The organism is Serinibacter salmoneus, from assembly GCF_002563925.1.
Taxonomy (GTDB): Bacteria; Actinomycetota; Actinomycetes; order Actinomycetales; family Beutenbergiaceae; genus Serinibacter; species Serinibacter salmoneus.
The window spans coordinates 1,928,272-1,954,661 of record NZ_PDJD01000001.1; the positions used below are offsets into that span (position 1 = coordinate 1,928,272).

At 74.0% G+C, this 26,390-nt stretch carries 22 protein-coding genes; 16 read left to right on the forward strand and 6 right to left on the reverse strand.

Annotated features, from left to right (window positions below; translation table 11 throughout):
* Positions 1-14 precede the first annotated feature (14 nt).
* Complete coding sequence (locus tag ATL40_RS08690; protein ID WP_211283088.1) at positions 15-1,325, forward strand: GNAT family N-acetyltransferase; 1,311 nt, start codon at positions 15-17, stop codon at positions 1,323-1,325.
* 215 nt (positions 1,326-1,540) lie between these two features.
* On the opposite strand, the gene ATL40_RS08695 is transcribed toward ATL40_RS08690, so the two are convergent.
* The 4 genes from ATL40_RS08695 to ATL40_RS08710 all read right to left on the reverse strand — a co-directional run bounded on the left by ATL40_RS08695 (position 1,541) and on the right by ATL40_RS08710 (position 5,492).
* The gene (locus ATL40_RS08695; RefSeq protein ID WP_098469200.1) at positions 1,541-2,287 is read right to left on the reverse strand and encodes an HAD family hydrolase; all 747 of its coding nucleotides are present in this window, start codon (positions 2,285-2,287) and stop codon (positions 1,541-1,543) included.
* A 2-nt stretch (positions 2,288-2,289) separates the two neighbouring features.
* Entirely contained in the window at positions 2,290-3,708 is a 1,419-nt protein-coding gene (gltX, locus tag ATL40_RS08700; RefSeq protein WP_245867217.1) for a glutamate--tRNA ligase, read from the reverse strand.
* A 189-nt stretch (positions 3,709-3,897) separates the two neighbouring features.
* Positions 3,898-4,674: a fumarylacetoacetate hydrolase family protein gene (locus tag ATL40_RS08705; RefSeq protein WP_098469202.1), complete on the reverse strand. Its 777-nt coding sequence runs from the start codon at positions 4,672-4,674 to the stop codon at positions 3,898-3,900.
* 14 nt (positions 4,675-4,688) lie between these two features.
* Positions 4,689-5,492: a methyltransferase domain-containing protein gene (locus ATL40_RS08710; RefSeq protein WP_098469203.1), complete on the reverse strand. Its 804-nt coding sequence runs from the start codon at positions 5,490-5,492 to the stop codon at positions 4,689-4,691.
* 49 nt (positions 5,493-5,541) lie between these two features.
* Between ATL40_RS08710 and ATL40_RS08715 the strand changes: the two genes are divergently transcribed.
* From ATL40_RS08715 to ATL40_RS08750, 8 genes are all read left to right on the forward strand, one after another.
* Complete coding sequence (locus tag ATL40_RS08715) at positions 5,542-6,684, forward strand: heparan-alpha-glucosaminide N-acetyltransferase domain-containing protein (protein WP_143556913.1); 1,143 nt, start codon at positions 5,542-5,544, stop codon at positions 6,682-6,684.
* On the forward strand, positions 6,681-8,513 hold the full coding sequence (locus ATL40_RS08720; protein WP_143556914.1) for a metallophosphoesterase: 1,833 nt from the start codon (positions 6,681-6,683) through the stop codon (positions 8,511-8,513). Before ATL40_RS08715 ends, ATL40_RS08720 begins: the two co-directional genes overlap by 4 nt.
* Positions 8,514-8,808: 295 nt before the next feature.
* Positions 8,809-9,738, forward strand: a complete 930-nt coding sequence (locus ATL40_RS08725; protein WP_211283089.1) for a 3-methyladenine DNA glycosylase — start codon at positions 8,809-8,811, stop codon at positions 9,736-9,738.
* A 4-nt stretch (positions 9,739-9,742) separates the two neighbouring features.
* Positions 9,743-10,180 carry a class Ib ribonucleoside-diphosphate reductase assembly flavoprotein NrdI gene (gene nrdI, locus ATL40_RS08730; protein ID WP_098469206.1) on the forward strand — a complete coding sequence of 146 codons (438 nt, stop codon included), beginning with the start codon at positions 9,743-9,745 and terminating at the stop codon, positions 10,178-10,180.
* 102 nt (positions 10,181-10,282) lie between these two features.
* On the forward strand, positions 10,283-11,104 hold the full coding sequence (locus ATL40_RS08735; RefSeq protein ID WP_098469207.1) for a hypothetical protein: 822 nt from the start codon (positions 10,283-10,285) through the stop codon (positions 11,102-11,104).
* A gap of 33 nt (positions 11,105-11,137) precedes the next feature.
* Positions 11,138-11,791, forward strand: a complete 654-nt coding sequence (locus ATL40_RS08740; protein ID WP_098469208.1) for an IMPACT family protein — start codon at positions 11,138-11,140, stop codon at positions 11,789-11,791.
* A gap of 16 nt (positions 11,792-11,807) precedes the next feature.
* Positions 11,808-13,115 carry a TrpB-like pyridoxal phosphate-dependent enzyme gene (locus ATL40_RS08745; protein WP_211283090.1) on the forward strand — a complete coding sequence of 436 codons (1,308 nt, stop codon included), beginning with the start codon at positions 11,808-11,810 and terminating at the stop codon, positions 13,113-13,115.
* 112 nt (positions 13,116-13,227) lie between these two features.
* Complete coding sequence (locus ATL40_RS08750) at positions 13,228-14,391, forward strand: AI-2E family transporter (RefSeq protein WP_169925919.1); 1,164 nt, start codon at positions 13,228-13,230, stop codon at positions 14,389-14,391.
* A 137-nt stretch (positions 14,392-14,528) separates the two neighbouring features.
* Here ATL40_RS08750 and ATL40_RS08755 read toward each other — a convergent pair whose 3' ends face one another.
* Entirely contained in the window at positions 14,529-15,131 is a 603-nt protein-coding gene (locus ATL40_RS08755) for a TetR/AcrR family transcriptional regulator (RefSeq protein WP_169925920.1), read from the reverse strand.
* 77 nt (positions 15,132-15,208) lie between these two features.
* Between ATL40_RS08755 and ATL40_RS08760 the strand changes: the two genes are divergently transcribed.
* Genes ATL40_RS08760 through nikE form a run of 4 tightly spaced genes read left to right on the forward strand, consistent with a single transcriptional unit; the run spans position 15,209 to position 20,304 of the window.
* On the forward strand, positions 15,209-16,855 hold the full coding sequence (locus tag ATL40_RS08760) for an ABC transporter substrate-binding protein (RefSeq protein ID WP_098469211.1): 1,647 nt from the start codon (positions 15,209-15,211) through the stop codon (positions 16,853-16,855).
* 10 nt (positions 16,856-16,865) lie between these two features.
* Positions 16,866-17,897 carry an ABC transporter permease gene (locus ATL40_RS08765; RefSeq protein WP_098469212.1) on the forward strand — a complete coding sequence of 344 codons (1,032 nt, stop codon included), beginning with the start codon at positions 16,866-16,868 and terminating at the stop codon, positions 17,895-17,897.
* The gene (locus tag ATL40_RS08770) at positions 17,894-18,697 is read left to right on the forward strand and encodes an ABC transporter permease (RefSeq protein WP_098469213.1); all 804 of its coding nucleotides are present in this window, start codon (positions 17,894-17,896) and stop codon (positions 18,695-18,697) included. Before ATL40_RS08765 ends, ATL40_RS08770 begins: the two co-directional genes overlap by 4 nt.
* A complete protein-coding gene (gene nikE / locus ATL40_RS08775) occupies positions 18,694-20,304 on the forward strand; it encodes a nickel ABC transporter ATP-binding protein NikE (protein WP_098469214.1) in 1,611 nt (536 codons plus the stop codon). The genes ATL40_RS08770 and nikE overlap by 4 nt, the downstream gene beginning before the upstream one ends.
* 297 nt (positions 20,305-20,601) lie before the next feature.
* On the opposite strand, the gene ATL40_RS08780 is transcribed toward nikE, so the two are convergent.
* Complete coding sequence (locus ATL40_RS08780) at positions 20,602-21,654, reverse strand: DUF4349 domain-containing protein (RefSeq protein ID WP_143556915.1); 1,053 nt, start codon at positions 21,652-21,654, stop codon at positions 20,602-20,604.
* 133 nt (positions 21,655-21,787) lie between these two features.
* Between ATL40_RS08780 and ATL40_RS08785 the strand changes: the two genes are divergently transcribed.
* From ATL40_RS08785 to ATL40_RS08795, 3 genes are all read left to right on the forward strand, one after another.
* Positions 21,788-23,743 carry an alpha-amylase family protein gene (locus ATL40_RS08785; protein WP_098469216.1) on the forward strand — a complete coding sequence of 652 codons (1,956 nt, stop codon included), beginning with the start codon at positions 21,788-21,790 and terminating at the stop codon, positions 23,741-23,743.
* Between the two features lie 79 nt (positions 23,744-23,822).
* Positions 23,823-24,986, forward strand: coding sequence for a methyltransferase domain-containing protein (locus ATL40_RS08790; RefSeq protein ID WP_098470385.1), 1,164 nt, complete (start codon positions 23,823-23,825; stop codon positions 24,984-24,986).
* 9 nt (positions 24,987-24,995) lie between these two features.
* Positions 24,996-26,351, forward strand: coding sequence for a coiled-coil domain-containing protein (locus ATL40_RS08795; RefSeq protein ID WP_098469217.1), 1,356 nt, complete (start codon positions 24,996-24,998; stop codon positions 26,349-26,351).
* The last annotated feature ends 39 nt before the right edge of the window (positions 26,352-26,390 follow it).

Genomic DNA, 26,390 nt, shown 5'->3' on the forward strand with positions numbered 1-26,390 from the left:
GCACACTGGTCGCCGTGAGTGAACACGTCCCCGCGCCGGTGCGCCGCCGCGCCAGCGCCCCCGTGCGCGAGACCGTGCACCCGGGAACCCCGGTGGCCCGCGCCCGCACCGAGGAGATCCCGACCACCGAACGCGCCTTCTTCGTGGAGGAGTTCCGCGGCTCCACCGTGGTGGTGGCCCTCCCCGAGGTCGAGGCGGAGGGCGTGGCGGCCCTGCGCCGCAGCGTGGAGGGCTTCGCGGCCGGGGACACCCGGTTCGTCGTGGTGCTGCCGGATGCCGACGCCGTGGCCGTGCTCCTGGACGCCCTGGCGACCACCGCGGTGGGCGTGGAGTCGATGGCGGCCACCTCCTGGGACGAGGCCGCGCTCGCGCGCCTGTGGGTGGCGGCGCAGGACGAGCCGGTGCTGCTGATCGACGCGAGCACGGCGCCTGCGGTCAAGAACGCGCCTGTACCCGACGGCGCTGGCGTGCCCGACGGCGACGGCGTGCCCGCGAGCGCGGCCCACCCTGGCGAGCGGGTCGCCGCGGTCTGCGGTCAGGTCGCCGCGGGCCTGCGCGCCTCCAAGGTGATGCTCACCGACCCCGGCGGCGGGCTGGGCGACCCGGCTCGCAGTTTCGTGGAACTCGGCCACAGCCGCGCCGCCCTCGAGGCCGACCTCGCCGCCCGCGGCAGCGCCCACCTGCTGCCCGCGGCCGAGCAGGCCCTGCGCGGCGGGGCGTTCAGCGTGAACCTGTGCCGGGCCGCGGATCTGGAGGTGGAGCTGTTCACCTTCGACGGCGCGGGCACCCTGCTCACCCTCGGCGGCTACACCGCGCTCTCGCCGCTGCGGGTGGACGATCTGCCGGCGGTGGAGTCCCTGGTGGCCCAGGGTGTGGCCGACGGCATCCTCAAGCCACGCAGCCGGGAGGCGATCGCGCGGATCGCCGCCACCGGGTTGGGTGCCCGGCTGCGCTCCACGGGCCACCTGGCGGGCGTGGTGGGGCTGGAGACCACCCCCTACGCCGCGCAGCGGGTCGGGGAGATCTCCGGGCTGATCACCGTGAGCCAGTTCTCCGGCGCCGGCTCGGGCGGCATGCTGATCGACGGCGTGCTGCAGCTGGCCGCCGAGCGGGGGCTGCGGGCGGTGTTCGCCGTGACGGTCTCGGACGAGGCCGCGGCCTTCTTCCTGCGCCGCGGCTTCCACGAGGTGCCTCAGTCGCAGATACCGCCCGCGAAGTGGGAGGGGTACGCCCCCGAACGGCTCGCGCTGGCGCGCTGCTACTGGCGCGAGGTCACTGCGATCACCGACTCCGCCGCTTCGCCTGCGGCGGATCGGCTTCGCTGACGGCGGATGTGCGAGCCGCCCGCCGGGGCAACCACGCGCTGACCTGCAGCGACGCCGTCTCGCCCACCGAGCGCCGTCATACAGCCGCCGTGCGCGAAGCCGACCCGCCGTGCGCGAAGCCGACCCGCCGTGCGCGAAGGATGGCGCTAACGACGCTGACGGCTCCGACGGCTCCGGACTAAGCCTCGACCACGCGCCCGCTCCTGCTGGCTCCCTCAGCGCACGTCCACGCGGCCCAGCACGCCCGGCAGCTCGGTGAGCGAAGAGATCACCGCCACGCCGTGCTCCGCTGCCGCGGCGGGGTCCTCCAGGTGTGGTCCGCCGCGCCGGGTGCCGGGCCGGTCCAACCACACCCCGAGTCCCAGGCCCGCGCGCAGCGCGGCCAGGGCGTCGATGTCGAGCTCGTCGCCCACGTAGGCGGTCTCCCCCGGCGCCGTCCCCAGCCTCGCGCACGCCTGGAGGAACACGCGCGGGTCGGGCTTGCCGAAGCCGAGGGTGTCGAGCGTGACCAGGAGCGGCACGTCCTCGGCCAGCCCCACCCGCTCGAGTTTGTCTTGCGACAGCGGACCCACGGCATTGGTCAGGGCCCCGACGGCGTAGCCCGCCTCCCGCAGCGCCCGCACCGTGGGCAGGGCGTCGGTGTGGGCGCGCCAGCCGGCGCGGAATCCAGTGCGGAACACCTCGTCCCACGCGGGGAAGGTCGCCTCGTCCAGCGGCGGTCCGCCGAAGGCGGCATGCACCTCCTGGGCGCGGGCGAGGCGCTGCTGCGCGGCGGTGAGTTCCCCGCGGGTGTGCCGGCGGTAGTGCCCGGAGGCATCGGCGCGCCACATGGCCACGACCCGTTCGACGTCGACCCCCACCGGCAGGTACACCGCGGCGACGGCCGCGAGCGCCGCACCGAAGGCGCCGCGGGTGTCCACGAGGGTGTCGTCGATGTCGAGCAGGACGCCCCGGATCGGCACGGCTACAGGGTCGCGCGCAGCGCCCGCAGCCGCGCCAGGGTGGACTCGCGGCCCAGGATCTCCATGGACTCGAATAGCGGCGGGGAGATCCGGCGGCCGGAGACCGCCACGCGCAGCGGACCGAAGGCCAGGCGCGGCTTGATCTCCAGGCCCTCCACGATGGCCTCCCGCAGCGCCTGCTCGATCTGCGCCGTCGTGAACTCCCTCAGGCCCTCCAGGGCGCCGATCGCGGCGTCCAGCACCGCGGGCGCGGACTCCTTGAGGGTCTTGGCGGCGTCCTCGGTGATCTGCAGATCGCCGTCGGCGGTGAAGAGGAAGCCCAGCATGTCGCTCGCCTCGCCCAGCAGGGTGACGCGCTCCTGGATGAGCGGCGCGGCGGCGGTGAGGATCGCCTGCTCGCGCACGGTGAGCTCCGCGAAGGTGCCGGCGGAGACCAGCCCCGGCAGGTAGGGCACGAGGCGGTCGCGGAAGTCCTCGGCCTCGAGCATGCGGATGTGGGTGGCGTTGATCGCCTCCGCCTTGGCCACGTCGAACGCCGCGGGGTTGGGGTTCACGTCGTGGATGTCGAACGCCTGCGCCATCTCGGCCATCGTGAACACGTCACGGTCCGGGCCGATCGCCCAGCCCAGCAGCGCCAGGTAGTTCAGCAGGCCCTCGGGGATGAACCCCCGGTCGCGGTGGTGGAACAGGTTGGACTGCGGGTCGCGCTTGGAGAGCTTCTTGTTGCCCTCGCCGCGCACCAGCGGCATGTGGCCGAAGTCCGGCACCCGGGCGGCGATGCCGAGCTCCACCAGCGCCCGGTACAGGGCGATCTGGCGGGGCGTGGAGGAGAGCAGATCCTCCCCGCGCAGCACGTGGGTGATGCCCATGAGGGCGTCGTCCACCGGGTTGACCAGCGTGTACAGCGGCTTCCCGTCGGCGCGGACCACCACGAAGTCGGGCACGGACCCGGCGGCGAAGGTCACCTCGCCGCGGATGGCGTCGGTGAACGTGATGTCCTCATCCGGCATCCGCAGCCGCCACACGGGCTGACGGCCCTCGGCCTCGTAGGCGGCGATCTGCTCCGGGGTCAGGTCGCGGTCGTAGTTGTCGTACCCCATCTGGGCGCCGCGCCCGGCGGCGACGTTGCGCTCGGCCGCCTCCTCCGCGGTGGCGTAGGAGGGGTAGAGGTAGCCGCCGGCCTTGAGCTTCTCGACCACCTCGAGGTAGATCTCCCCGCGCTGGGACTGGCGGTAGGGCCCGTCCGGGCCGCCCACCTCGATGCCCTCGTCCCAGTCCAGCCCGAGCCAGCGCAGCGAGTCGATGATCGCGGCGTAGGACTCCTCGGAGTCACGGGCGGCGTCGGTGTCCTCGATGCGGAACACGAACGTGCCGCCGGTGTGACGCGCCTGCGCCCAGTTGAACAGGGCCGTGCGGATCATCCCGACGTGCGGGGTGCCGGTCGGTGAGGGGCAGAAGCGGACCTTCACGGGGGTCTCGGGCGTCACAGGAGCAGCAGTAGTCACAGTCGTTCAGGGTAGTCGCCGTTGACGACTACCCACGAGGCGCCACCGCAGTGCCGCCACCACCGCCGTGGGCGCCTACCGGGTCGGCAGCACCGCCGTGGGCGCCTACCGGGTCGGCAGCACCGGGTTCGACAGCGTACCGAGGCCCTCGATCTCCACGTCCACGCGCTGGCCGGCATGGATCGGCCCCACACCCGCGGGGGTTCCGGTCAGGATCACATCGCCCGGCAGGAGCGTGACCACGGAGGAGATGTAGGAGATGAGCTCGGAGACCCCGTGGATCATCTGGCTGGTGCGGCCGTCCTGACGCAGTTCGCCGTCCACCCGCACCCGCACCGCGAGGTCGGCGGGGTCGAGGTCGGTCTCGATCCAGGGCCCGAGCGGGCAGGCGGAGTCGAAGCCCTTCTTCAGCAGCCACGGGCCCGTCTCGCCCTGGTCGCGAGCGGTGACGTCGTTCGCGACCGTGTACCCGAAGATCACCTCCAGCGCCTTGGAGGCCGGCACGTCCTTGCAGATCCGCTTGATCACGACGGCGAGCTCGCCCTCGTGGTCCACGCGCTGGGAGTATCCCGGCAGCACGATCGGGTCGTCCGGGCCGACCACGGAGGTGTTGGGCTTGAGGAAGATCATCGGGGCCTCGGGCACCTCGTTGCCGAGCTCCGCGGCGTGCTCGGCGTAGTTGCGCCCCACCCCGACCACCTTGGAACGCGGGATCACGGGCGCGAGCAGCCGCACGCCGTCGGCGTCCAGGATCTGCCCGGTCGGCTCGATCGGGGTGTACAGCGGGTCACCCTTGATGACCGCGTAGCGGGCGGAATCCCCCTCCCCGTCCACGACGGCGAAACGGGGGTCATCTCCGACGACGATTCGTGCGATGCGCATACCGCCAGCCTAGGTCAGCGACTCACCTTCCGAGCGCGGACCTCGCTGTGCAGGATCACGAACCAGGCGTCCTCCTGCCGGCCCCACGCCGTCCACTCCCGGGCGAGATCCGCGAGTTCACCCTCCGTGGCTGCCTCCTGCGCGATCGCGTTGCGCGCGAACGCGGAGTGCACCACCCGGTCCGCCCACACCCCGGCCCACCAGGCCGCCTCCTCCTGCGTGTAACACCAGGTGTCGGCGCCGGCCTCCACATCGGTGAACCCGGCCTCGCGCACCCAGGCGACCAGGCGCCGTCCGGCATCGGGTTCTCCCCCGGCGCCCCGCGCCACCTCCCGGTACAGCGAGCGCCAGGCATCCAGCCCCTCGGAGTCGGGGAACCAGGTCATCGCGCCGTAGTCCGCATCGCGCACCGCCAGCAGCCCACCGGGCCGCAGCACCCGGCGCATCTCGGCGAGCGCCCCGACCGGGTCGCTCAGGTGCTGCAGCACCTGGTGGGCGTGCACCACGTCGAAGGAGTGGTCGGCATACGGCAGGGCGCGCACATCGCCCTCCTCGAAGAGCACGTTCTCCACCCCGCGGGCCACGGCGAGTTCCGAGGCCTTCAGCAGCACCTCGCGGGAGGTGTCCACCCCGACCACCCGGCCCGGGGCCACGCGCTGCGCCAACCCGACCGTGATCGTGCCGGGGCCGCATCCCACATCGAGCAGGTCCAGCCCCGGGCCGAGATCATCCAGCAGGTAGGCCGCGGAGTTCTCCGCCGTGCGCCAGGAGTGCTGCCGCAGCACGCTCTCGCTGTGGCCATGAACATAGGTGGACATCTCAGCCTCCTTCGCCTGCGATCCGGTGGCCTCACCGTAGTCTCAAGTGGTGACCGATGCCCCGGCAACAACACCGTCACCACCCGCTTCACGCCCGACGGCGCCGCGCCTGGCGGGTGTGGACGTCGCCCGGGCGGTGGCGATCCTGGGCATGCTCATCGCGCACCTCGGCACCGGGCACCACCCGCAGGGCGGAACCGGCGAGGACTGGATGTGGTGGTTCGACGGCCGCTCCTCCGCGCTGTTCGCGACGCTCGCGGGGGTCAGCATCGCGCTGATGTCCCGCCGTCTGGACCGCCGCCGGCCCGCAGGGTGGGGCGTGCTGAGCGGGCGGCTGGTGGTGCGCGCCGTGGTGATCATGGCGATCGGCGTGGCCCTGATGGGGCTGGGGACGCCGGTCGCGATCATCCTGCCGACCTATGGGGTCATGTTCCTCATGGCGATCCCGGTGCTGCGCGCCCCGACGTGGCTGCTGGTGCTGCTCGGCGTGCTCTCGGCCACCCTGGCGCCCGTCTTCGTGCTGTGGCTGCGCACCGTGACCACCGGTTCCCCCGATCCCTACGACCACCTGTTCCAGTACGGGGTCGGGGAGATGGTGTGGGGGTACTACCCCGCGTTGGTGTGGATCGCCTACCTCGTGGTGGGCATGGTCGTGGGGCGCGGGCTCCTCGCCGCCGGGAACTCGCGCTCGGCCGTGCTCGTGCTCGGCGCAGCCGGGGTGGCGCTCGCGGCGATCGGGTACGGCGCCGGGGTGTGGCTCAGCGCGGGCCTGACCGAGGAGGAGCTCGCGGCATGGCCCGGGGTGCTGGCGAACGCCGAACCGCACACCGACTCTCCGCCCGAGGTCGTCGGGAACCTCGGGGTAACGCTCGCGGTCCTCGCCCTGTGCCTGCTGCTGTGCTCGGTGCGGCCGGTCGAGGTCGCGCTGAGCCCGCTCGCCGCCGCCGGGTCGATGTCGCTGACCGTGTACTCCGCGCAGATCGTGGTGATCGCGATCCTCGGACCGGACGCCGTCTGGTACCCCGTCTCCAACGAACCGCTGATCCTGCTGGCCCTGGGCAGCGTGCTCGGCGCGTGGATCTGGCGACTGTTCCTCGGCAGGGGTCCGCTGGAGCGGCTGGTGACGTGGCTGTCCTCGCTGCCCGAGCGGGCGGTGGAGGCCACCCGCGCGGCGGACTGGCAGCACCGGTGACGATCACGCCCCTGCACCCGCTCGTCCTGAGCGATCCCTACCTCCAACTCCCCGGGCCGGGGCAGGTGCACGTGGCCTGGGCCAGCGCCACCCGCCCCGCCGCGAGCGCCGTGCTGGTGGGCGACGCCGTCGCCGGCCTCACCGCCCAGGACGCGGCCCGCGCCGGCCACGGTGAGGAGATCCCGGGCGTGCGCATGATTCCCGCGCACCCCACCCGGCTCACCCGCACCGCGGAGGACGCCGACTCCGACCTGCCCGCAGCGCTCCGGCCACCGCGGGAGGCGGGGATCGTGCCGCGCGAGGTGTGGCGCCTCGTCGCCCGCGTCGCCGACCTGGCCGCGGGCCGGCGCGAGCCGTACCGGGTGGTGAGCGTGTTCGGCCCGCAACCGGATCCGCTGGAGGTGACCGGCGGTGCCGGCCACGTCTGGCTCTCCGACGTCTTCACCCTGGCGCCCGCACCGGCGCCGGGTGCGGCGCAGCGGATCCTGCTCACCAGCGACCACCAGGCCGAGCCGAACACCCCGGCGAACCTGCAGCTCGCGGCCGCGACACTGGGTCCGCTGGATGCGGTGTTCCTCGCCGGGGACATGGTCAACCGCCCCGACCGGGCCTCGGAGTGGTTCGACGGCGCGGGCGGGGCGGCCTTCTTCGCCACCATGCAGGGGCGCGCCGACCGGGCCGACAGCGCGGGCGCGAGCACCTGGCACGGTGCGCCGCTCCTGCAGCACGTGCCGCTCTTCCCCGCGATCGGCAACCACGAGGTGCAGGGCCGGCGGATCGGGCAACCCAGCATTGCGGCCTCCTTCGCCGCCCCGGTGCCCCGCGCGGTCGCGGAGGCGGAGCTCGCCGCGGACGCCGAGGCCCGGGCCGCGCTCGCCGCGAGCGCCGACCCCACCTCCGACCCCACCGCGGACCCCGCAGCGCAGCGCGAGGCGTGGCTGCGGGACCGCTCCTTCTCCACCACCACCTACGAGGAGCTCTTCACCCTCCCGAGCACCTCCCCCGGCGCGGGCCGGTACTACGCCGTCACCGTGGGCGAGGTGCGCCTCGTGGTGCTGTACGCGACCCGGATCTGGCGCTCCGCCGTCGCCGATCCCGACCCTGCCGATCGCGTGGCCGCGAGTCGGTTCCAGGAGGCGGCCGACGCCCTGGACGAACCGACCCGGCAGGGTCAGGGCGACTTCCTGTTCGACGCGCCGATCGCCGGTTCCGCTCAGCACGCGTGGCTGCGCCAGGAGCTGGCGAGCGAGGCCTTCCGCGCCGCCGGGGTACGGATGGTGATGCTGCACGAGGGGCCGTACGGGATCGGCACCAACGTGATGCCACCGTTCACGCCCCCGGTGCGCATCGAGGAACGCGAGCAGGACGGCGCGCTCGTCGGGATCCGCTACGAGTACCCCGGCAACGTGCTGCTGCGTGACCTGGTGCCGCTGCTGGAGGAGGCCGAGGTGGATCTCGTGTTCTCCGGGCACTCCCACCTGTTCACCCGCTTCACCTCCCCGGGCGGGGTGCACTACGTGGAGACCTCCAACACCGGGAACACCCACGGGGCCTTTCACGCCACCTCGGGTCGAGAGCGGGAGGTGCCGCCCGCGCCGTGGCGCTCGGCGGACCACCTCGCCTCGGGCAGTCCGGGCGGGATGGAGCCGGCGTGGCCGACCGCGCCCCTCGAGGGCGTGCCGTACGTGGCGAGCAATGACCACGTGGTGTTCACGCTGCTGGATACCGGGGCGCGGGAGGTCGTCAGCTACGTGGCGGACGTGCGGGACCCGGGGACGACGCCGCGGGAGCTGGACCGGTTCGCGCTGCGCCCGCGCGGGACGCGCTGAGCGCCGAGGGGCTCCCCGACCGCGGCGGGTGGCGGCGTCGGCGTCGGCGTCGCTGCGCGCGGCCTCGCTGAGGGCGGTGGACCCCTCGCTCAGGGCGGTGCGATCGGCGCGGGCGACTCCCGACCACGAGGTCCCAACCGCCTGACCTGCGCGGACGCCCGCCGGCACCTGGAACCGAGAGCGGTGCTTCCTCCCTGCGCGAGGGGTCCACCGCCCTGGGCGAGGGCCACCGAGGAGCTTCCCGCCCCACCCAGCGCTCGCGCCGCGCACCCATCCCGTCGCGGACAATGGGAGCGTGGAACGACTGGACCGGGCGACCTGGAGCGCCCTCGCGCGCGACCACGCGCAGGCCGCCCGGGACCTGACCGCCGCGCACCGCGAGCGCCGGGCCACGGGCGAGAAGCACGCCGTCGAGGACTTCCTGTTCACCTACTACCCGCTGCGCCCGGCCGCGCTGGAGCGCTGGTCGCCCGGCGCCGGCGTCGCGCTGGCCGATGCCGCGGGCAGCGCGTTCGAGGGCGCCCGGTACTTCGCGATGACGCCCGACGGCGCCGCTCACCTGGACACCTCGGCCTTCCTGGCGCAGCGGGGCGCCGCGGTGCGCTTCCACGCCGAGCTGCTGCGCGCCGTGGCCGGCCGGGCGCCCCGCTTCGACTGCTTCGGGCTGCACGAGTGGGCGATGGTCTACCGCGAACCGGCAGGCGGGCACCGCCACGACCTGCCGTTGCGGCTCGGGGAGGCCGCCACCGACGAGGTCGTGGAGACGCACAAGATCGTGTGCACCCACATCGACGCCTACCGGTTCTTCACCCCGCCGGCCGAGCCCTTGAACGCCTACCGTCCCACCCGCGAGACCCAGGTGGCGATGGACCAGGGCGGGTGCCTGCACGTAGGCATGGACCTCATGAAGCCGGTCATCCACCTCGGGCCGGCGATCCCCGGCGCGCTGGCGCTGCAGGCGTTCGTGCTGGCGCGGGACATCCGTGAGCTCGACATGCGCGCCTCCCCCTACGACGTCTCCCGCTTCGGCCTGAGCCCCGTCGCGATCGAGACCCCCGAGGGCAAGGCCGCCTACGTCGCGGCGCAGCGGGACCTCTCCCGCCGCGCAGAGCCGATCCGCGCCGCGCTGCTCGCCGTGTGCGAGGACCTCCTCGACACGTGCAGCCCCGGCGAGGACCCGCGGGACGAACGTCCTGCCCACCTGCTCGCCGCTGCGCGATCCTGAGAGGGTGCGCGAGACCCCGATCTACTACTACTCCTCGTCCTCGGGGCTGGTGCGCACCTTCGCCGAGCACCTCCAGCGCCCGGTCTTCAACCTCGCCGAGCGCGAGGTGCGCACCAGCGAGGTGGACGGGCCCTGGGTGCTGCTCACGCCGTCGTACAAGTCCGGCAACGCCACCAACGACACGATCCCCGAGGCGGTCAAGCGTTTCCTGCGCAAGCCGGCGAACCGCCGCGCGATGGTCGGCGTGATGGGCTCGGGGAACCGCAACTTCGGCCGGTACTACCAGCAGGCGGCCCGGGACATCGCGCGCGCCTCCGGTCGCCCGATCCTGCTGGAGTTCGAGCTGTCCGGCACCCCGTGGGACGTGGCGGAGTGTCGCCGCATCATGGCCGACCTGGATGCCGCGCTGGACCGGTCGGAGCCACCCTCGGAGGCGGTCTGAGGCGATTCCCGCCCGTCTACGATGGACCGAGGGCGCGGTGTGCGTCAGACTGAGGGCGCGACGCGCGGCACTCGGCCGCGCCCAGCGACGTGGGGATGACAGGTGGCGGTACGGCAGGAGGCCGAGGTTCACGCGCTGTACGGCGAGGAACCCGTGGCGTTCGTGCGCCGTCGTGACGCGATCGCCGCTCGCCTCGCCGACGACGGCGACGAACTCGCTGCCGCCCGGATCCGCCGCCTCGCCGCCCCCACGGAGGGGGCGTACTGGGTGAACCAGCTGGCCCGGCGCTGGCCGCAGGAACTGGCGGCCCTCCTGGACGTCGGCGAACGCCTGCGCGCCCGCCTCGCCGCGGGGTCGCCGGATGACCTCACCGACCTGGAGGGTGAGCGCCGCGTGAAGACCGACGCCCTGGTGGCCCTGCTCTGGTACCACGGGGAGTCCCAGGCCGCGAGCGGCCACCACAGCCCGTCCCCGGAGACCCTCGCGCTGGTGGCCGAGACCCTGCGCTCGGCCGTGGTCTCCGCCGATGTCGCCGCCGCGGTGCGCTCCGGGACGCTCGCGGAGACCGTCGCGCTGGTCTCCGGGGTCCCGCTCGGACTGACCGGGGCCACGCCCGCCCGTGGACCCGCCGGACCGCTCGCGCTGCAGCGCGCCACCAGCGACCTGGTCGCCGCCGAGAAGCGACTGGACGCGGTGCGCGAGACGATCGACTCCCTGGCCGGGATGGTCACCGACCTGCAGGAGCAGCTGGACCGGCTGACCCGCGACCGGGACAAGGCCGCGACCTCCCTGGCGCTGTGGCGCCGCTCCGAGACGGAGGCCGCGCAGCGACTCCAGGAGGCGCGCAGCCACCTGGCCGCGCTCGTGGAGCCCCCGAACCAGACCGGCACCACCCCCGGGCCGAACGACGATGCCACCGCATGACCCCCCGATGACCACCGGCGGAACCCCCGAGCGATGAGCGAGCCGGGCACCTACCTCACCCTGGCCCGGGAGACCCGCGCCGAACTGATCATCGAACGCAGCCGGTTCCTCGCCGTCGTGGCCCCCGCCGCCACCGAGGCCGAGGCCCGCGAGGTGGTCGCCACCGAACGCGCCGCGCACCCCCGTGCCCGCCACCACTGCCTCGCGATGGTCATCGGACCGGAGGGCGCCCTGCAGCGCAGCAGCGACGACGGCGAACCCTCCGGGACCGCCGGCGCCCCCATGCTCGAGGCGCTGCTGTCCGCGGGGGTGAGCGACGTCGTCGCCGTCGTCGTGCGCTACTTCGGGGGCGTGCTGCTGGGCACCGGGGGTCTCACCCGCGCCTACCGCGGCGCCGTGGCGGCGGCCCTGGAGGAGGGCACGACGGCGCAGCGCACCCGGGTGGAGCGCTTCACCCTGACCCTGGACTACTCCCGCGCCGCCGCGCTGGAGGGCGAGGCGCGCGGCCGGGGCTGGCAGGTGGACGCCGACTACGGCGCGCAGGTCGAGTTGACCCTGGCCGTCCCGGCCGGCCACGGCCAGGACCTGCGCTCCCTCACGGCCCGCCTGACCGAGGGCGCCGCCACTCCCTCGTTCGCGGGGGAGGGATGGATGACCCTAGGCTCACAGGGACACCGACGTGGGTGAGAGACCAGGAGGATCCATGACCATGCCCGTACCGCCCGTCCAGCGCTCCCTCGAGCCGCTCGGCACCGCCGTGCCGTCCACGGTCCCCAGCCACTGGTACAACCTCGCCGCGGACCTGCCCGAGCCGATGCCGCCGCACCTGCACCCGGGCACCCGGGAGCCGGTGGGTCCGGACGACCTCGCGCCGCTGTTCCCGCAGGCCCTGATCGCGCAGGAGGTCACCGCCGAGCGGTACGTGGAGATCCCGCAGACGATCCGCGAGATCTACGCGATGTGGCGGCCCTCCCCGCTGGTGCGGGCCGAGCGCCTGGAGCGGGCGCTGGGCACCCCGGCACGGATCTACTACAAGTACGAGGGCGTCAGCCCCGCCGGGTCGCACAAGCCGAACACCGCGATCGCGCAGGCGTACTACAACGCGATCGAGGGCACCACCACGCTGACCACCGAGACCGGGGCCGGTCAGTGGGGCGCCTCGCTGTCCCTGGCCGGTGCGCTGCTCGGCCTGGACGTGGAGGTGTGGCAGGTGCGCGCCTCCTACGACTCCAAGCCCTACCGCCGGTTGCAGATGCAGGTCTACGGCGGCATCTGCCACTCCTCCCCCAGCGACCTGACCGAGGCCGGCCGCGCGATCCTGGCCTCGGACCCGGACACCACCGGCTCGCTCGGGATGGCGATCAGCGAGGCGGTGGAGGCCGCCGCGAAGAACCCGAAGGCGCACTACTCCCTCGGCTCGGTGCTCAATCACGTGCTGCTGCACCAGAGCGTGATCGGTCAGGAGGCGCTGGTGCAGTTCGCCGAGGTGGAGTCCGGCGCGCCGGACGTCATCTTCGGCTGCGCGGGCGGCGGCTCGAACCTGGCGGGCCTGACGTTCCCGTTCCTGGGCCAGAACCTGCGTGAGGGCACCAGCACCCGGCTGGTGGCCTGCGAACCGGCGGCCTGCCCGTCCCTGACGCAGGGCGAGTACCGCTATGACCACGGCGATGTGGCGGGCCTGACACCCCTGATGAAGATGCACACCCTGGGCAAGGACTTCGTGCCGCCCGCGATCCACGCGGGCGGGCTGCGCTACCACGGCATGGCCCCGATGGTCTCCCACGCGGTGAACCTCGGGCTCATGGAGGCGGTGGCCGTGGAGCAGACGGACGCCTTCCGCGCCGGGGTGGAATTCGCCCGCGCCGAGGGCATCATCCCCGCCCCGGAGTCCACCCACGCGGTGGCCGCGGCGATCGCGCACGCCCGCGCCGCCACCACCGACGAGGTCATCGTGCTGGGCCTGTCCGGCAACGGGGTGCTGGACCTGCCCGCCTACGACGAGTACGTCTGAGGCAACACACGCCTGAACCCCTCGGGGCGGCGGCTTCCTGGCCACCCCGAGCACGCGCCGTCGTTCCCCGGCTCCGGCGCGTTCCACCCCTCGGCCCACCAGTGAGGTAGCAGTGCCTGATCGTCTGCCGGATCGCGTGCCCGACTCCGCGTCGGTCCCCTCCCCCGTGCGCAAGAGCGCGGAATGGTCGTGGCGATTCCTCGCCATCACCGGCGCGCTCGTGGTGATCGCCTTCCTCGTCATCGCGCTGAAGGTCATCGTGGTGCCGGTGGTCATCGCAGCGCTGCTCTCGGCGCTGCTGACGCCGGTGGTGCGGGCGCTGCGCGACCGCGCCCACCTCCCGCGCTGGCTGGCCGCCCTGGTCACGCTGCTGGCGACCCTGGGGGTGGTGGTCACGCTCGTGATCGTGGCCGGCGGGCAGCTCATCAACGGCATCGCGGACCTGTGGGACCAGGTGGTCGAGGGGTTCGACGCCCTCCTGGACTGGCTGGCCGAGGGTCCGCTCGGCATCGACTCGGGCCAGATCGACTCCTGGATGCACAGCGTCACCTCGATGGTGCAGAACAACTCCGGGAGCATCGTCAACGGCACGCTCAGCGTGGCCACCTCGGTGGGGCAGATCGCCGCGGGCACCGTGATCGCCCTGTTCACGCTGTTCTTCTTCCTGCAGGAGGGGCGGTCGATCTGGGGCTGGGCGGTGCGCCTGTTCCCGCGCGGGGCGCGTGAGCGGGTCGACGGCGCAGGCCACGTCGCCTGGTCGGCGATCGGCAGCTACACCCGCACCCAGATCCTCGTGGCCTGCGTGGACGCGATCGGCATCGGCCTGGGCGCGCTGATCCTCGGGCTGCCGCTCGTGGCGCCGCTGACCGTGCTGGTCTTCCTCGGCTCGTTCGTGCCGTTCATCGGGGCGATCGCGACCGGGGCCGCGGCCGTGCTGGTGGCGCTCGTGGACCAGGGCGTCGGCTCGGCGCTCATCATGCTGCTCATCGTGCTGGCGGTGCAGCAGATCGAGGGGAACGTGCTGCAGCCGTTCATGCTCGGCCCGGCCGTGCGCCTGCACCCGGTCGCGGTGATCCTCGTGGTGACCACCGGGACCCTGGTGGCGGGCATCATCGGCGCGCTGTTCGCGGTGCCGCTGGCCGCCGTCATCAATCAGGTGATCCAGTACCTCAACCGCACCCGGGAGGACGAGGGCGCCCCCTCGGGCGTGGCGCCACCGGACGAGACCCCACCGGACGAGACCCCACCGGACGAGACACCGGCGATCGAGCCGTAGCCCCTCCCACCGCGAAACCGTGCCTTCCGCGCTCGGCCCGTGCCCGCCGCGCACGTCCTCACCGCGGGAGGCACGGTTTCGCGCGCTGGGCGGCGGAGGCGGTGGGGTGGCGGAGGGGGCGGGGTGGCGGAGCGCGCTCAGGTGCGCAGCGCGGCGACGGCGCCGAGCGCCTCCTCCAGCAGCGGCAGCAGGTCCGCGCGCCCGGCTCCCGAACCGGCCCACGCCGCAACCGCGGCGAGCAGGGCTCCGGCATACGCCGTCGCCTGCGCCCGCGCGGCCAGCTCGCCCTGCCCGGTGGCCTCCAGGTGCTCGGCCACCACGTCCGCCACCCCCGCCACGCGCTGCGCCTGCGCGGCTCGCAACTCCTCCCCCAGTCCCATGGCGTGGAATTGGGAGAGGGCAAGCGTGACGTTCCCGGGCGGCAGGGTGCGCGCCAGCTCGCGCAGGGCTTCGGCCACCGCGTCCGCCTCGCACGCCCGCCCGGTGGTGCGCCGCCGCGCCCGGTGCTGGGTGAGCCCCTCGTGCAGATCACGGACCGCGGCGTCGAAGGAGGACCAGAGCAGGTCGCTCTTGGCGGGGAAGTAGTTGAAGAACGTGGAGCGGGAGACCCCGGCCCGCGAGGTGATGTCCGCCACAGACACCGCGTCGTAGCCGCGCTCGAGGAAGAGCTCGCAGGCCGCTTCTTCCAACAGGTCGCGGGAGGCGGCGGGGGGCCGGCCGGCGCGACGACGTTCACTCACCCGGCGATGGTACGTCGCCTCGCCCCCGGGCGCGGGCCTATTGTTGGACGCAGCCCAACAATCCTGGGAGGTTCTCCGTGCGCGCATCGGCCACCGGCCTCATCGCCTCGCTCACCCTCGTGCTGGCCGCGTGCAGCGGCGGCACGACCGACCCCGCCGACCCCGCCGGCAGCACCGACGCCTCGGACGCCACCTCGGGCACCGCATCCGGCGGCACCCTCGTGTACGCCACCGGCGATGCGGAGCCCACCTGCCTGGACCCGCACGTGGGCGGGAACTACCCGCAGGCGCTGCTCGCCTCCCAGGTGCTCGAGCCGTTGCTGCAACGCGACGCCGAGGGCACCATCACGCCGGGCCTCGCGCAGGAGTGGGAGGTCAGCGAGGACGGCCTCACCCTCACCCTGACCCTGGCCGAGCGCACGTTCACCGACGGCACACCCGTGGACGCCGAGGCGGTGGCCGCGAACATCGCCCACCTGCAGGACCCGGACACCGGCTCCTCCACCGGATACCTCGCAGTGGCGAAGGTGAGCGAGGTGGAGGCCGCGGACGAGCGCACCGCCGTGCTGCACCTGAGCGAACCGGACGCCGCGCTCCTGGAGTCCCTGACCCAGCCGTGGACCGCCATCCAGTCCCCCGCGGGTCTGGAGCGGGGCATGGAGGAGAACTGCCTCGCGCCGATCGGCACCGGCCCCTTCGTGGTGGCCGGGTGGACCCCGCAGCAGCAGGTGGACCTGGTGCGCAACGAGGACTACGTGCCGGCCGGGGCCGATGCCCCGCAGCCCGCCGCCCTGGACGCCATCACCTGGCGGTTCGTGCCCGACGCCGCCACCCGGCACGCCGCGCTGATCTCCGGGGAGGTGCACGTGATCGACAATCCGCAGCCGGACCAGATCGTGGCCGCGCAGGCCGACGAGGCGATCACCCACCTGGACGCCCCGCGCCCCGGCAGCGTGAACCGCATCGAGCTCAACGGCGGCCAGGCCCCGTTCGACGACGTGGCGGTCCGCGAGGCCTTCATCCGCGCCGCCGGCCCGAACCCCGGCATCGAGACCCTGTTCGCGGGGGTTGCCGAGCGCTCCTACTCCCCCCTCGCGTCGGTGGAACCCACCGCCATCAGCGACCCGGACCTGTTCGGCACCGATCTGGAGGCCGCCGCGGCACTGCTGGACGAGGCCGGCTGGAGCGAGACCGACGCGGAGGGCTACCGCACCCGGGACGGCGAGCGCCTCACGGTCCGATTCCCGGTCTCCACGAACCAGTCGGTGGCCGCCGAGCAGTCCCTGTTCCAGCAGATCCAGGCGAACGCCGCGCAGGTCGGCTTCGAGGTGATCCTGGAGCCGATGGACCTCGGCAGCTGGTACGCCGCGCTCGGCGCGAACGAGTACGAGGCGGTCTCCGCGCCGTACACGAAGGTGGGTCCGGACGTGCTGCGCATCCTGTACCACTCCGACTCGATCGAGCCGGCACCCTCGGGCTACTTCGCCAACCACGCCCAGCTCGACGACCCCGCGCTGGACGCCCTGCTGGAGGAGGCCTCCGCCACCCAGGACGAGGCCGCCCGCGCGGACCTCATGGCCCAGGCGCAGGAGATCGTGCTCGCGAGCTACAGCATCCTGCCGCTGTATGACCAGCAGAACCACTTCCTGGTGCGCGGCGCCCAAGGCGTCACGGCCGCCGGTGGCGTCTCCACGCCGTCGTTCGCGAGCGCCACCCTCGGCTGACACACCTCGCATGACCACCCTGCTGCTGCGCCGCGCCCTCGCGCTGCTCGGCCGCGCCCTCCTGGTGGTCTGGGTGACCGCGACGGTGGTGTTCCTCGCGCTGCGCGCCGCGGGTGGGGACCCCGTGGAGGCGGTGCTCGGCGGCCCCGGGTCCCAGGCGGGACCGGAGGCGGTGGCCGCGGCGCGGGAGCAGTACGGGCTGGACCTGCCGCTGTGGCAGCAGTACCTGCGGCAGATGTGGGCGGTGGCCACGCTCGACCTCGGCGACTCCTACGCCCGCCGCACCCCGGTGGCCACCCTGATCGGCGATCAGCTCGCCGCCACCGCGGTGCTCGCGATCAGCGCGCTGGTGCTGGCCTGGCTGCTGGCCCTGGCCGTCACCCTGGTCGCCGCTCCGGCCGCGGCCTCGACCCGCCCGGGCGCAGCGGGGTGGCTCGCCCGCGGCGCGGCCGGGGTGTTGCGCGGCGGGGAGATCGTCGCCTCGGTGCTCCCCCACTTCCTGCTCGGCGCCCTGCTCGTGGTGATCTTCGCCGTCGACCTCGGGTGGTTCCCCGCCACCTCCACCCCCGGCTCGGTGCTCGGGCTGGTGCTGCCGACCGTGACCCTGGCGGTCCCCCTGGCCGGGTTCCTCGGGCAGTTGCTGGCCGAGGGGCTGGTGGAGGCCGAGCGGGCGCCGTTCGCGACCACCGCCCGCGCCCGCGGCGGCACCCGCGTGGGGGTGCTGCTGCGGCACACCCTGCGCCACGCCGCCACCCCCACGGTCGCGCTGACCGGCTGGGCGTTCGGGTTCCTGATCTCCGGGGCGGTGGTGGTCGAGGTGCTCTTCGCCCGCCCGGGTCTGGGCCGGTTGCTGGTGGATGCCACCCTGCAGCGCGATGTGCCGGTGGTGATCGGCGGGGTCGTGGTGATCGCGGTGGCCTACGTGCTCCTCACGGTGGTGGTGGAGGTCGTCGAGGCGCTGCTGGACCCGCGGCTGCGACGCACCCGGTCGGCGGCCGCCGGGGCCGCGCGGGCGGGGACGACGCAGGGCTCGGCCACATGAGGCGCGCGTTCGGCGTGCCCGGCTGGATCTCGCTGGCGGCGGCGCTGTGGCTGCTGCTCGCCGTCGCCGCCCCCGGGGTGATCGCCCCCGGCGACCCGACGGCGATCGATCCCGCCGCGGCCCTCTCGCCGCCCTCCTGGGCCCACCCCATGGGCACCGACGAGTCCGGCCGGGACGTGTGGACCCGGGTGGTGCACGGCGCCCGCGACTCCCTCGGGGTGGGGCTCGCGGCCACCGCGATCGGCACCGCGATCGCGCTGGTGCTCGGCTTCGCGGCGGGCCTGGGCCGCCGGTGGGTGGACCTCGGCGTGGGGCGCGCCATCGAGGTGCTGTACGCCTTCCCCACCCTCGTGCTCGCCCTGCTGCTCGTGGCGGTGCGGGGCCCGGGGCTGGCCTCCTCGGTGCTGGCGGTGGGGATCGCGAGCGCCCCGGGGTATGCCCGGATCCTGCGCGCCCGGGTGCGCTCGGTGGCCGGCTCGGGGTACGTGCAGGCGGCGCGGCTGGAGGGCACCGGCGCGATGCGCTCCCTCACGCGCCACGTGGTCCCCAACACCCTGTGGCCGCTCGCGGTGGTGGTCACCCTCGGCATCGGACAGGCGGTGGTGTGGGTGGCCGGGCTCGGCTTCCTCGGGCTCGGCGCCCTGCCGCCGGATCCGGAGTGGGGGGCCATGCTGAACGCCGGGCGGCTGTACCTGACCACCGCCTGGTGGATGTCGCTGGGCCCGGGACTGGCGATCACGGTGACGGCGCTGGCCGCCACGGGCCTGGGAAGGGCCCTCGGCCGGGTGGGGGCGGCATGAGCGCTGGATCGAGCCCGGAGCGCTCCTCGAGCGAGGCCGTGCTGCGGGTACGGGACCTGCGGGTGGCCTTCGAGACCGAGGGTGCACTCACGCCGGTGCTGCACGGGGTGGACCTGGAGGTCGCCGCCGGGGAGTGCGTGGCGGTGGTGGGGGCCTCCGGCGCCGGCAAGTCGGTGCTCGCGCGCAGCCTGTTGGGCCTGGCAGGCGAGGGAGGGGCCCGCGCCCGGGTGAGTGCCGGGGAGTTGAGGGTCGACGGCGTGGCGTGCGCGGGCGCCACCGAGCGGGCCTGGCGCGGCGTGCGCGGGCGGCGGGTGGGCCTGGTGCTGCAGGACGCCCTGGGCTCCCTGGACCCGCTGCGCACGATCGGCGCGGAGGTCGGCGAGAGCCTGCGGCTGCACACGCGGGCCCCTCGGGCGGCCCGCTCCCGCCGGGTGGTGGAGGCGCTGCGTGACGTCGGCCTGCCCGAACCGGGCACGCGGGCGCGGCAGCGCTCCGGGGAACTCTCCGGCGGGATGCGTCAGCGCGCCCTCATCGCCTCCGCCCTGGTCACCGACCCACCGCTGCTCGTGCTGGACGAGCCGACCACCGCGCTGGACGCCACGATCGCCGCCGGGGTGCTGGACCTGCTCGCCCGACAGCGGGATGCGGGCACCGGGATGCTGCTGGTCACGCACGACCTCGGCGTGGTGGCGCGCATCGCCAACCGCGTGATCGTGCTGGAGGCGGGGCGGGTGGTCGAGGAGGGGCCGACCGCGCGGGTGCTCGGCGCCCCGAAGCACCGCGCGACCCGGGCGCTGCTGGCGGCCCTGCCGCGGGGCCCGAAGCCAGGCGAGGGCCCTCCGGCGAGCACCGTGGTGCTGAGCGCCGAGCACCTGGTGCGCCGCTACCCGGTGCCGGGCGGTCGTGGCCTCGTGGCTGCCACGATCGCGGCGGTGGACGACGTCACCCTCGCGCTACGCCGCGGCGAGATGCTCGGCATCGTCGGGGAGTCCGGGTCGGGCAAGTCAACGCTCGCCCGGCTGCTCCTGGCGGCCGAACCCACCGACGGCGGGGAGGTGCGCCTGGACGGCGGCGCCTGGTCCGCGGGAGGTGAGCGGCGCCGTCGTGCCGCCCGCTCCCGGATCCGGATGGTGCCCCAGGACCCCCTGGGCGCCATGGACCCGCGCCGCACGGTGGGCCGGATCCTGCGGGACGCCGGAGCCCGGGACGAGGCCGCGGTGGCCGCGCTGCTGCGCACCGTGCACCTGGAGACCGGCCTCGCCTCACGGATGCCGCGCAGCCTCTCGGGCGGTCAGCGCCAGCGGGTCGCGATCGCGCGCGCCCTGGCGAGTGACCCGGAGGTCCTCATTCTGGACGAGCCGGTCTCCGCGCTCGACGTCGCGGTGCAGGCGGGGATCCTGGACCTGCTCGGCGAGCTGCAGCGCGAGCGGGGTGCGGCGATGGTGCTGATCTCCCACGACCTGGCGGTGGTGCGCCGCACCTGCGACCGCGTGGCGGTGATGAGCGCCGGGCGGATCGTGGAGACCGGGCCCACCGAGCAGGTCTGGGCGCAGCCGCAGCACGAGGTGACCCGCGCGCTGCTCGCGGCGACCGCGCCGCTCCCCTGACCCACGGCTGACGCCGCGCACCCACCGCACTGGGTCCTCACCGCGCAGCATCCTCACCGCGCAGCCCCTCCACCGGACCCCAGCCGCTCCGCGCACGGCGGATCGGCTTCGCGCACGGCGGATGTGCGACGCCGACACCGCCACCCCGGCCCGCTGACCTGCACAGATGCCGCATCCGCCAACGCCGGGCCTCACGCATCCGCCGCCGGCGAAGCCGATCCGCCGCCAGCGAAGGGGTCAGTCGCCGTCGCAAGCCAGCGCCGTCGCAAGCCGGCCGGGCCAGGCGTCACCCGGGCATCACTCGCCGGTCGGCTCGCTGACCGTCACCTCGCGCGCGGCGCGGCGGCGGCGCACCGAGCGCCGGATCCCCCACACCACGGCGCCGAGGATCGCGGCGACGCCGAGCCACGGCAGAGCGGCCCCCAGCGCCACGAGCGTCGCGTTGCCGGCGCGCACGAGCGCATTCCAGCCGTCGGTCAGCCCACCGGCGAACCCCGGGGTCTCGCCGGCGGCGACGGCCTCGGAGGTCTCGATCTGCACGGTGACGGTGGCGTAGTCGATCTGCCCGCCGAGCCGCTCGGCGGAGGCCCGCAGGTACTCCAGTTCCGCCTGCCGCGAGGTCAGCACCTCCTCGGCGTAGATGAGCGCCTCGGTGTCCTCCGCCTCCACGATGAGCTCCAGGAGCCGCTCGATCGAGGCCTCGGTCGCCGTGATGCGCGCCTGCAGGTCCTGCACCTGGCCGGTGACGTCCTCACTGGTGACCTCCTGCGCGGTGATCTCCCCGAGGTCGCCGAGCGAGGCGAGGAAGTCCTCCAGGTCGGCGCTCGGCACCCGCGCCGTCACGCTCGCCGCCGGTCCGCCGCCGCCCTCGTAGGTGGTGCCGAGCCAGCGGTTCTCCACCCAGCCGCCCGCCGCCGCAACGATCGCGGGCACCTGCTCGGCGGCCGCAGCGGGATCGTCGACGGCGAGGGTCAGCCATCCGGTGACGACCACCTCCCGGTCCTCCCCCGCGGGCGACCCGCCGGGCAGCATCGGCATCGAGTCCGCAGCCACCCCTGACGCAGCAGCATCGCCTCCGCCAGCGGCGTCCATCGCGGACTCCTCCATGAGCCGGGCCTCCTCGGCGGCCTCGTCACCGGCGTACGCCTCACCGCCGGACATCTCGCTGCCCTCCGACCACGCGCCGTCGGTGTCACTCGAGGCATCACCAGCCGACACGCTGCACCCCGCGAGCAGCAACACCAGGGCCAGCGGCAGCGCGAGCAGCGCGATCCACGCCGGCACCCTGCGTTCGAGTCGACGCCAGTGGACCCAGCCGCGTGCACCAGGTGTTCCCTCGCCTGCGTCCATGACGTCCTCCCCGTCCAAGCGCCCACGGTCGCGGGCTCGTTACCACCTCCATGTCTCGACCCGCCAGGACCTTGCAGCCTCGCCCCACACCGCTGGCAGTGACACGATGGGGGCAGAAGGGACGGTGTCGACGATGACCCACATCCGGGAGGACCTGAAGGCGCTGCACGCGGGAGCCGCACAGCGGCTGGCGCACGAGAGCGAGGAGCGGCGCACGGAGTTACTGGTGCGGATCGAGCGCTGGTGGCCGGATGTGCATGACGCGCTCACCGCGCTCTACTCCCCCGAGCAGGTCGCCCTGCTCGAGCCCCGCCTGCTGGAGATCGCCCTCGAGGCCAACCTGCGCCGTCGCGCGCCGCTGCGGCGGTTGGATCGCGAACGCGAACTGCGCCCGGACTGGTTCCAGTCCGAGACGATGCTCGGCTACGCCGCCTACGCCGACCGGTTCGCCGGCGACCTGGACGGCGTGGCGGAGCGGATCGACTACCTCAGCGAACTCGGGGTCACCTACCTGCACCTCATGCCGCTGCTTCAGCCGCGACCGGGGCAGGACGACGGCGGCTACGCGGTGGCCGACTACCGGCAGGTGCGCCCCGACCTGGGCGACATGGCCGACCTCGCCGAGCTCGCCACCGACCTGCGCAGCGCCGGGATCTCCCTGGTGCTGGACCTCGTGCTCAACCACGTGGCGGCCGAGCACGAGTGGGCGCGGCGGGCCCGCGCCGGGGAGGAGAAGTACCGCGACTACTTCTACATCTACCCCGACCGCACGCAGCCGGACGCCTTCGAAGAGACCCTGACGGACGTCTTCCCCGACACCGCGCCCGGGAGCTTCACCTGGGTGGAGGGCACCGGATGGGTGTGGACCACCTTCAACACCTACCAGTGGGACCTGAACTGGTCGAACCCCGAGGTGTTCACGGAGTTCGCCGACCTCGTGCTGTACCTGGCCAACCAGGGCGTGGAGGTGCTGCGGCTGGACGCGATCGCGTTCACCTGGAAGCGCCTGGGCACCACCTGCCAGAACCTGCCGCAGGTGCACGCGCTCACCCAGGCGCTGCGGGCGCTGGCCCGGATCGCGGCGCCCGCCCTGGCGTTCAAGGCCGAGGCGATCGTGGGCCCGCACGATCTGCCCGCCTACCTCGGCCGCGGTGAGCGGTGGGGGAAGGTCTCCGACATCGCCTACCACAACGCCCTCATGGTGCACACGTGGTCGATGCTGGCCTCGCGTGATGTGCGGCTGGCCGCGCACGCGCTGGAGTCGCTGCCCGCCACCCCGAGCACGACGGCGTGGGTCACCTACCTGCGCTGCCACGACGACATCGGGTGGGCGATCGACGACGAGGTGGCCGCCGAGGTGGGCATCGACGCCCACGCCCACCGGGTCTTCCTCGCCGACTACTACGCGGGCCGGTTCCACGGCTCCCAGGCACGCGGCGTGGACTTCCAGCGCGACGAGGCCACCGGTGAGGCCCGCACCTGCGGGATGGCCGCGAGCCTGCTGGGCCTGGAGGCGGCGCAGGAGGAGGACGCCGCACACCCCCGGGGCGAGGACGAACCGAGCGCGGTGGACGACGTGGAGGGCCGGATCTTCCTGGCCCACGCCCTCATCCTGGGCTGGGGCGGCATCCCGGTGATCTGGCAGGGCGACGAGCTCGCGATGACCAACGACCCCGATGCGCTGCTGGAGCACCCCGAGGACACCCGGTGGATCCATCGGCCGGTGATGGACTGGGACCTCGCGCAGGAGCGGCACGACGTGGAGACCCCGTCCGGGCGCGCCTACCGCAATGTGCTGCACCTGGTGCGCACCCGCAAGCACCTGCCGCAGCTGCACGCCTCCTGCCCCGCCGCGATCGGGGAGGTGGTGGACCCCGGCGTGCTGCCGGTGGTGCATCGCCACCCCGTGGGCGCCATGGTGGGGCTGTACAACGTGACCGACGACTTCCGGCCCTACCCGGCCGGGGAGCTCGCGGCCGAGGGCATCTACGGCGGCGTGGACCGGATCTCCGGGGAGAAGGTGCACGTGGAGGGCGACGGGATGATCTGGCTCGCGCCCTACCAGGCGATGTGGATCGCCGGGATGTGAGGGTGCGCCTCGTGCTTGGGAAGCGCTGACGCGCGGCGCCTAGGATCGCCGGGTGGAGGTTTCGCCGGGGCTCACCGCACTGCGCTGCGACTACTACGAGCGGGCGCAGTGCCGCTCGTGCGCCCTGCTGCCCCTGGGCTACGACGCGGAGATCGCCCGCAAGGAGACCGCTGTACGCGAGGTGCTCGACGGCGTCGCCCCCGCGGCCTGGTTTCCCACCGTCCGCAGCCCCCAGGCGCGTTTCCGCAACAAGGCGAAACTCGCCGTCGGCGGTACCCTCGCCGATCCTCTGCTGGGCATCCAGCAGCCCGGCGGCGTGCAGGACCTCACCCGCTGCCCGCTGCACACCGAGGCGATCGAGGCGGCCCTCCCGGCGCTGCGCACCTTCATCACGCGGGCCTCGTTGGCGCCCTACGACGTCGCCGCGCGGGCGGGCGAGCTCAAGTTCGCCCTGGTCACCGCCGCCCCGGGTGGGCAGCTCATGGTGCGGTTCGTGTTGCGCTCCACCGAGGCGCAGGCGCGGATCCGCAAGCACCTGCCGTGGCTGCTGGACCAGGTGCCGGGCCTGGCGCTGGTGAGCCTGAACATCCTGCCGGAGCACAAGGCGGTGCTGGAGGGTGAGCGCGAGATCGTGCTGCACGGCGAGACCCTGACCATGCCGCTGAACGGCCTCCCGCTGCACCTGCGGCCGCAGTCGTTCTTCCAGACGAACACGCCGGTGGCCGAGGCCCTGTACCGGGAGGCGACCGCCTGGCTGGTCGAGTCCGCGCCGCGCTCGCTGTGGGACCTGTACTGCGGGGTCGGCGGTTTCGCCCTGCACGCGGCCCGCGCCCTGCCGGGGCTGGCGGTGCGGGGTGTGGAGGTCTCCGCGGAGGCGATCGCGAGCGCCCGGCGCACCGCCGCGGAGATGGGGCTGACCGGCGCCCGGTTCGAGGTGGGGGACGCGACGGCGCTCGGGGCCGGGCCGGGCGAGCAGGTACCCGACGCCGTCGTGGTCAACCCGCCGCGGCGCGGCCTGGGCGCGGATCTCGCCGCCACCCTGGAGCGCTCCGGCGTGGACACCGTGCTGTACTCCTCCTGCAACGCCGCCTCGCTGGCGCGGGACCTCGCGGCCATGCCGTCGCTACGGGTGACGCGCGCCCGCCTGTTCGACATGTTCCCGCACACCGATCACGGCGAGGTGCTGGTGGAACTGCGGCGGCATCCAGGAGACTCTCAGGGAACGTCCACCCGCGGCGCATAGACTCCGGGCATGGCTGGATTCTGGGGACGTCGCAAGCGCAACGCCGATGAGATCACCGAGCAGGACGAGGTGCTGGCCGCCCGCGCCGCGAAGTCCCTGGTCGCGGCCGACGAGAAGCTGCGGCTGACCCAGGACGAGGTGGCGTTCGCGACGGCGGAGCTCGGCGAGGCCGCGACCGCCGACCTGCGTGCCGCGATCGAGGGCGTGCGCACGGCGATGAGCGAGGCGTTCAAGCTGCACCAGCTCAACGTGGACGACATCCCCGACACCCCGCAGGAACTGCGGGAGCGCAACGCGCGGATCGTGCAGCTCACCGAGTGGGCCGAGGACCTGCTGGAGACCAAGACCGGGGAACTGGAGGTCGCCGTCGCGAAGGTCCGGGAGGCGCCCGCGGTGGTGGAGAGCGTGCAGGAGCAGTCCCGCGTGGTGCGCGCCCGCCTGGAGGAGACCCAGCAGGCGCTCGCGCGGCTCGCGCAGCGTTACTCCCCCGAGGCGCTGCACCAGGTGGACGCCAACGGCACCGAGGCCGAGCAGCTCCTGGGCTTCGCCGACCACAGCCTGCAGGTGGCCGCCCGTCGCCGCGAGGCCGGGCAGAGCCAGCAGGCCACGATGGCGCTGGAGGCCGCCACCGAGAGCGTGCGCCGCGCCACCACCCTGATCGAGGCGGTGGAGCACTACGAGATCGAGGCGCTGCGGGCGGAGTCCACCCTCTCGGCCGTGGTCGCCGACTCCCGCAGCGACCTCGTGGCCGCGCGGGAGGCCCCGCCCACGCCCGAGGTGGCGGCCGCGATGACGGATCTGCAGCAGGCGCTCGCCTCGCTGCCCGCACCCGGTGCCCTGACCGACCCGTTCGCGCTCCTCACCCGGGTGCGCAGCGCCAACACCGCGCTGGACGCGGCCGTGGACAAGGCCCGGGAGCGGGCCGCGCGCCCCGCCCCGAGCGCGGAACACCTGACGCACGCGGTGGACGACGCCAAGCGGCAGCTCGCGGTGGCGCGCGACGTGATCGCGGGGCACCGGGGCTACGTGGGCGCCGATGCCCGCACCCGGCTCGCCGAGGCGGAGAACCTGCTCACCGACGTCTACCGGCTCGGGTCGGGCCCGGACGACCGGGAGCGGGCGATGAGTCTCGCGCGCCGCGCGGCGGACCTGGCCAGTCAGGCGTTGCAACTCGCGCAGCGCGACATCGACTCCGAGCGCTCCGGTTACGGTGAGGACTCCTGGGGCGCGCCCGGATACGGACGGCGCCCCGGCCCGCCGGTCGGTTTCGGGGGACCGCCGCGGCGTGGCGGATTCGGCGGGATGGCCGGCGGGATCCTCGGCGGCATGGTGCTCGGCGAGATCCTCGAGGACTTCTTCGACTGAGCGCTTCCCCTACGCAGCCACCCGCTCTGCACAACCACC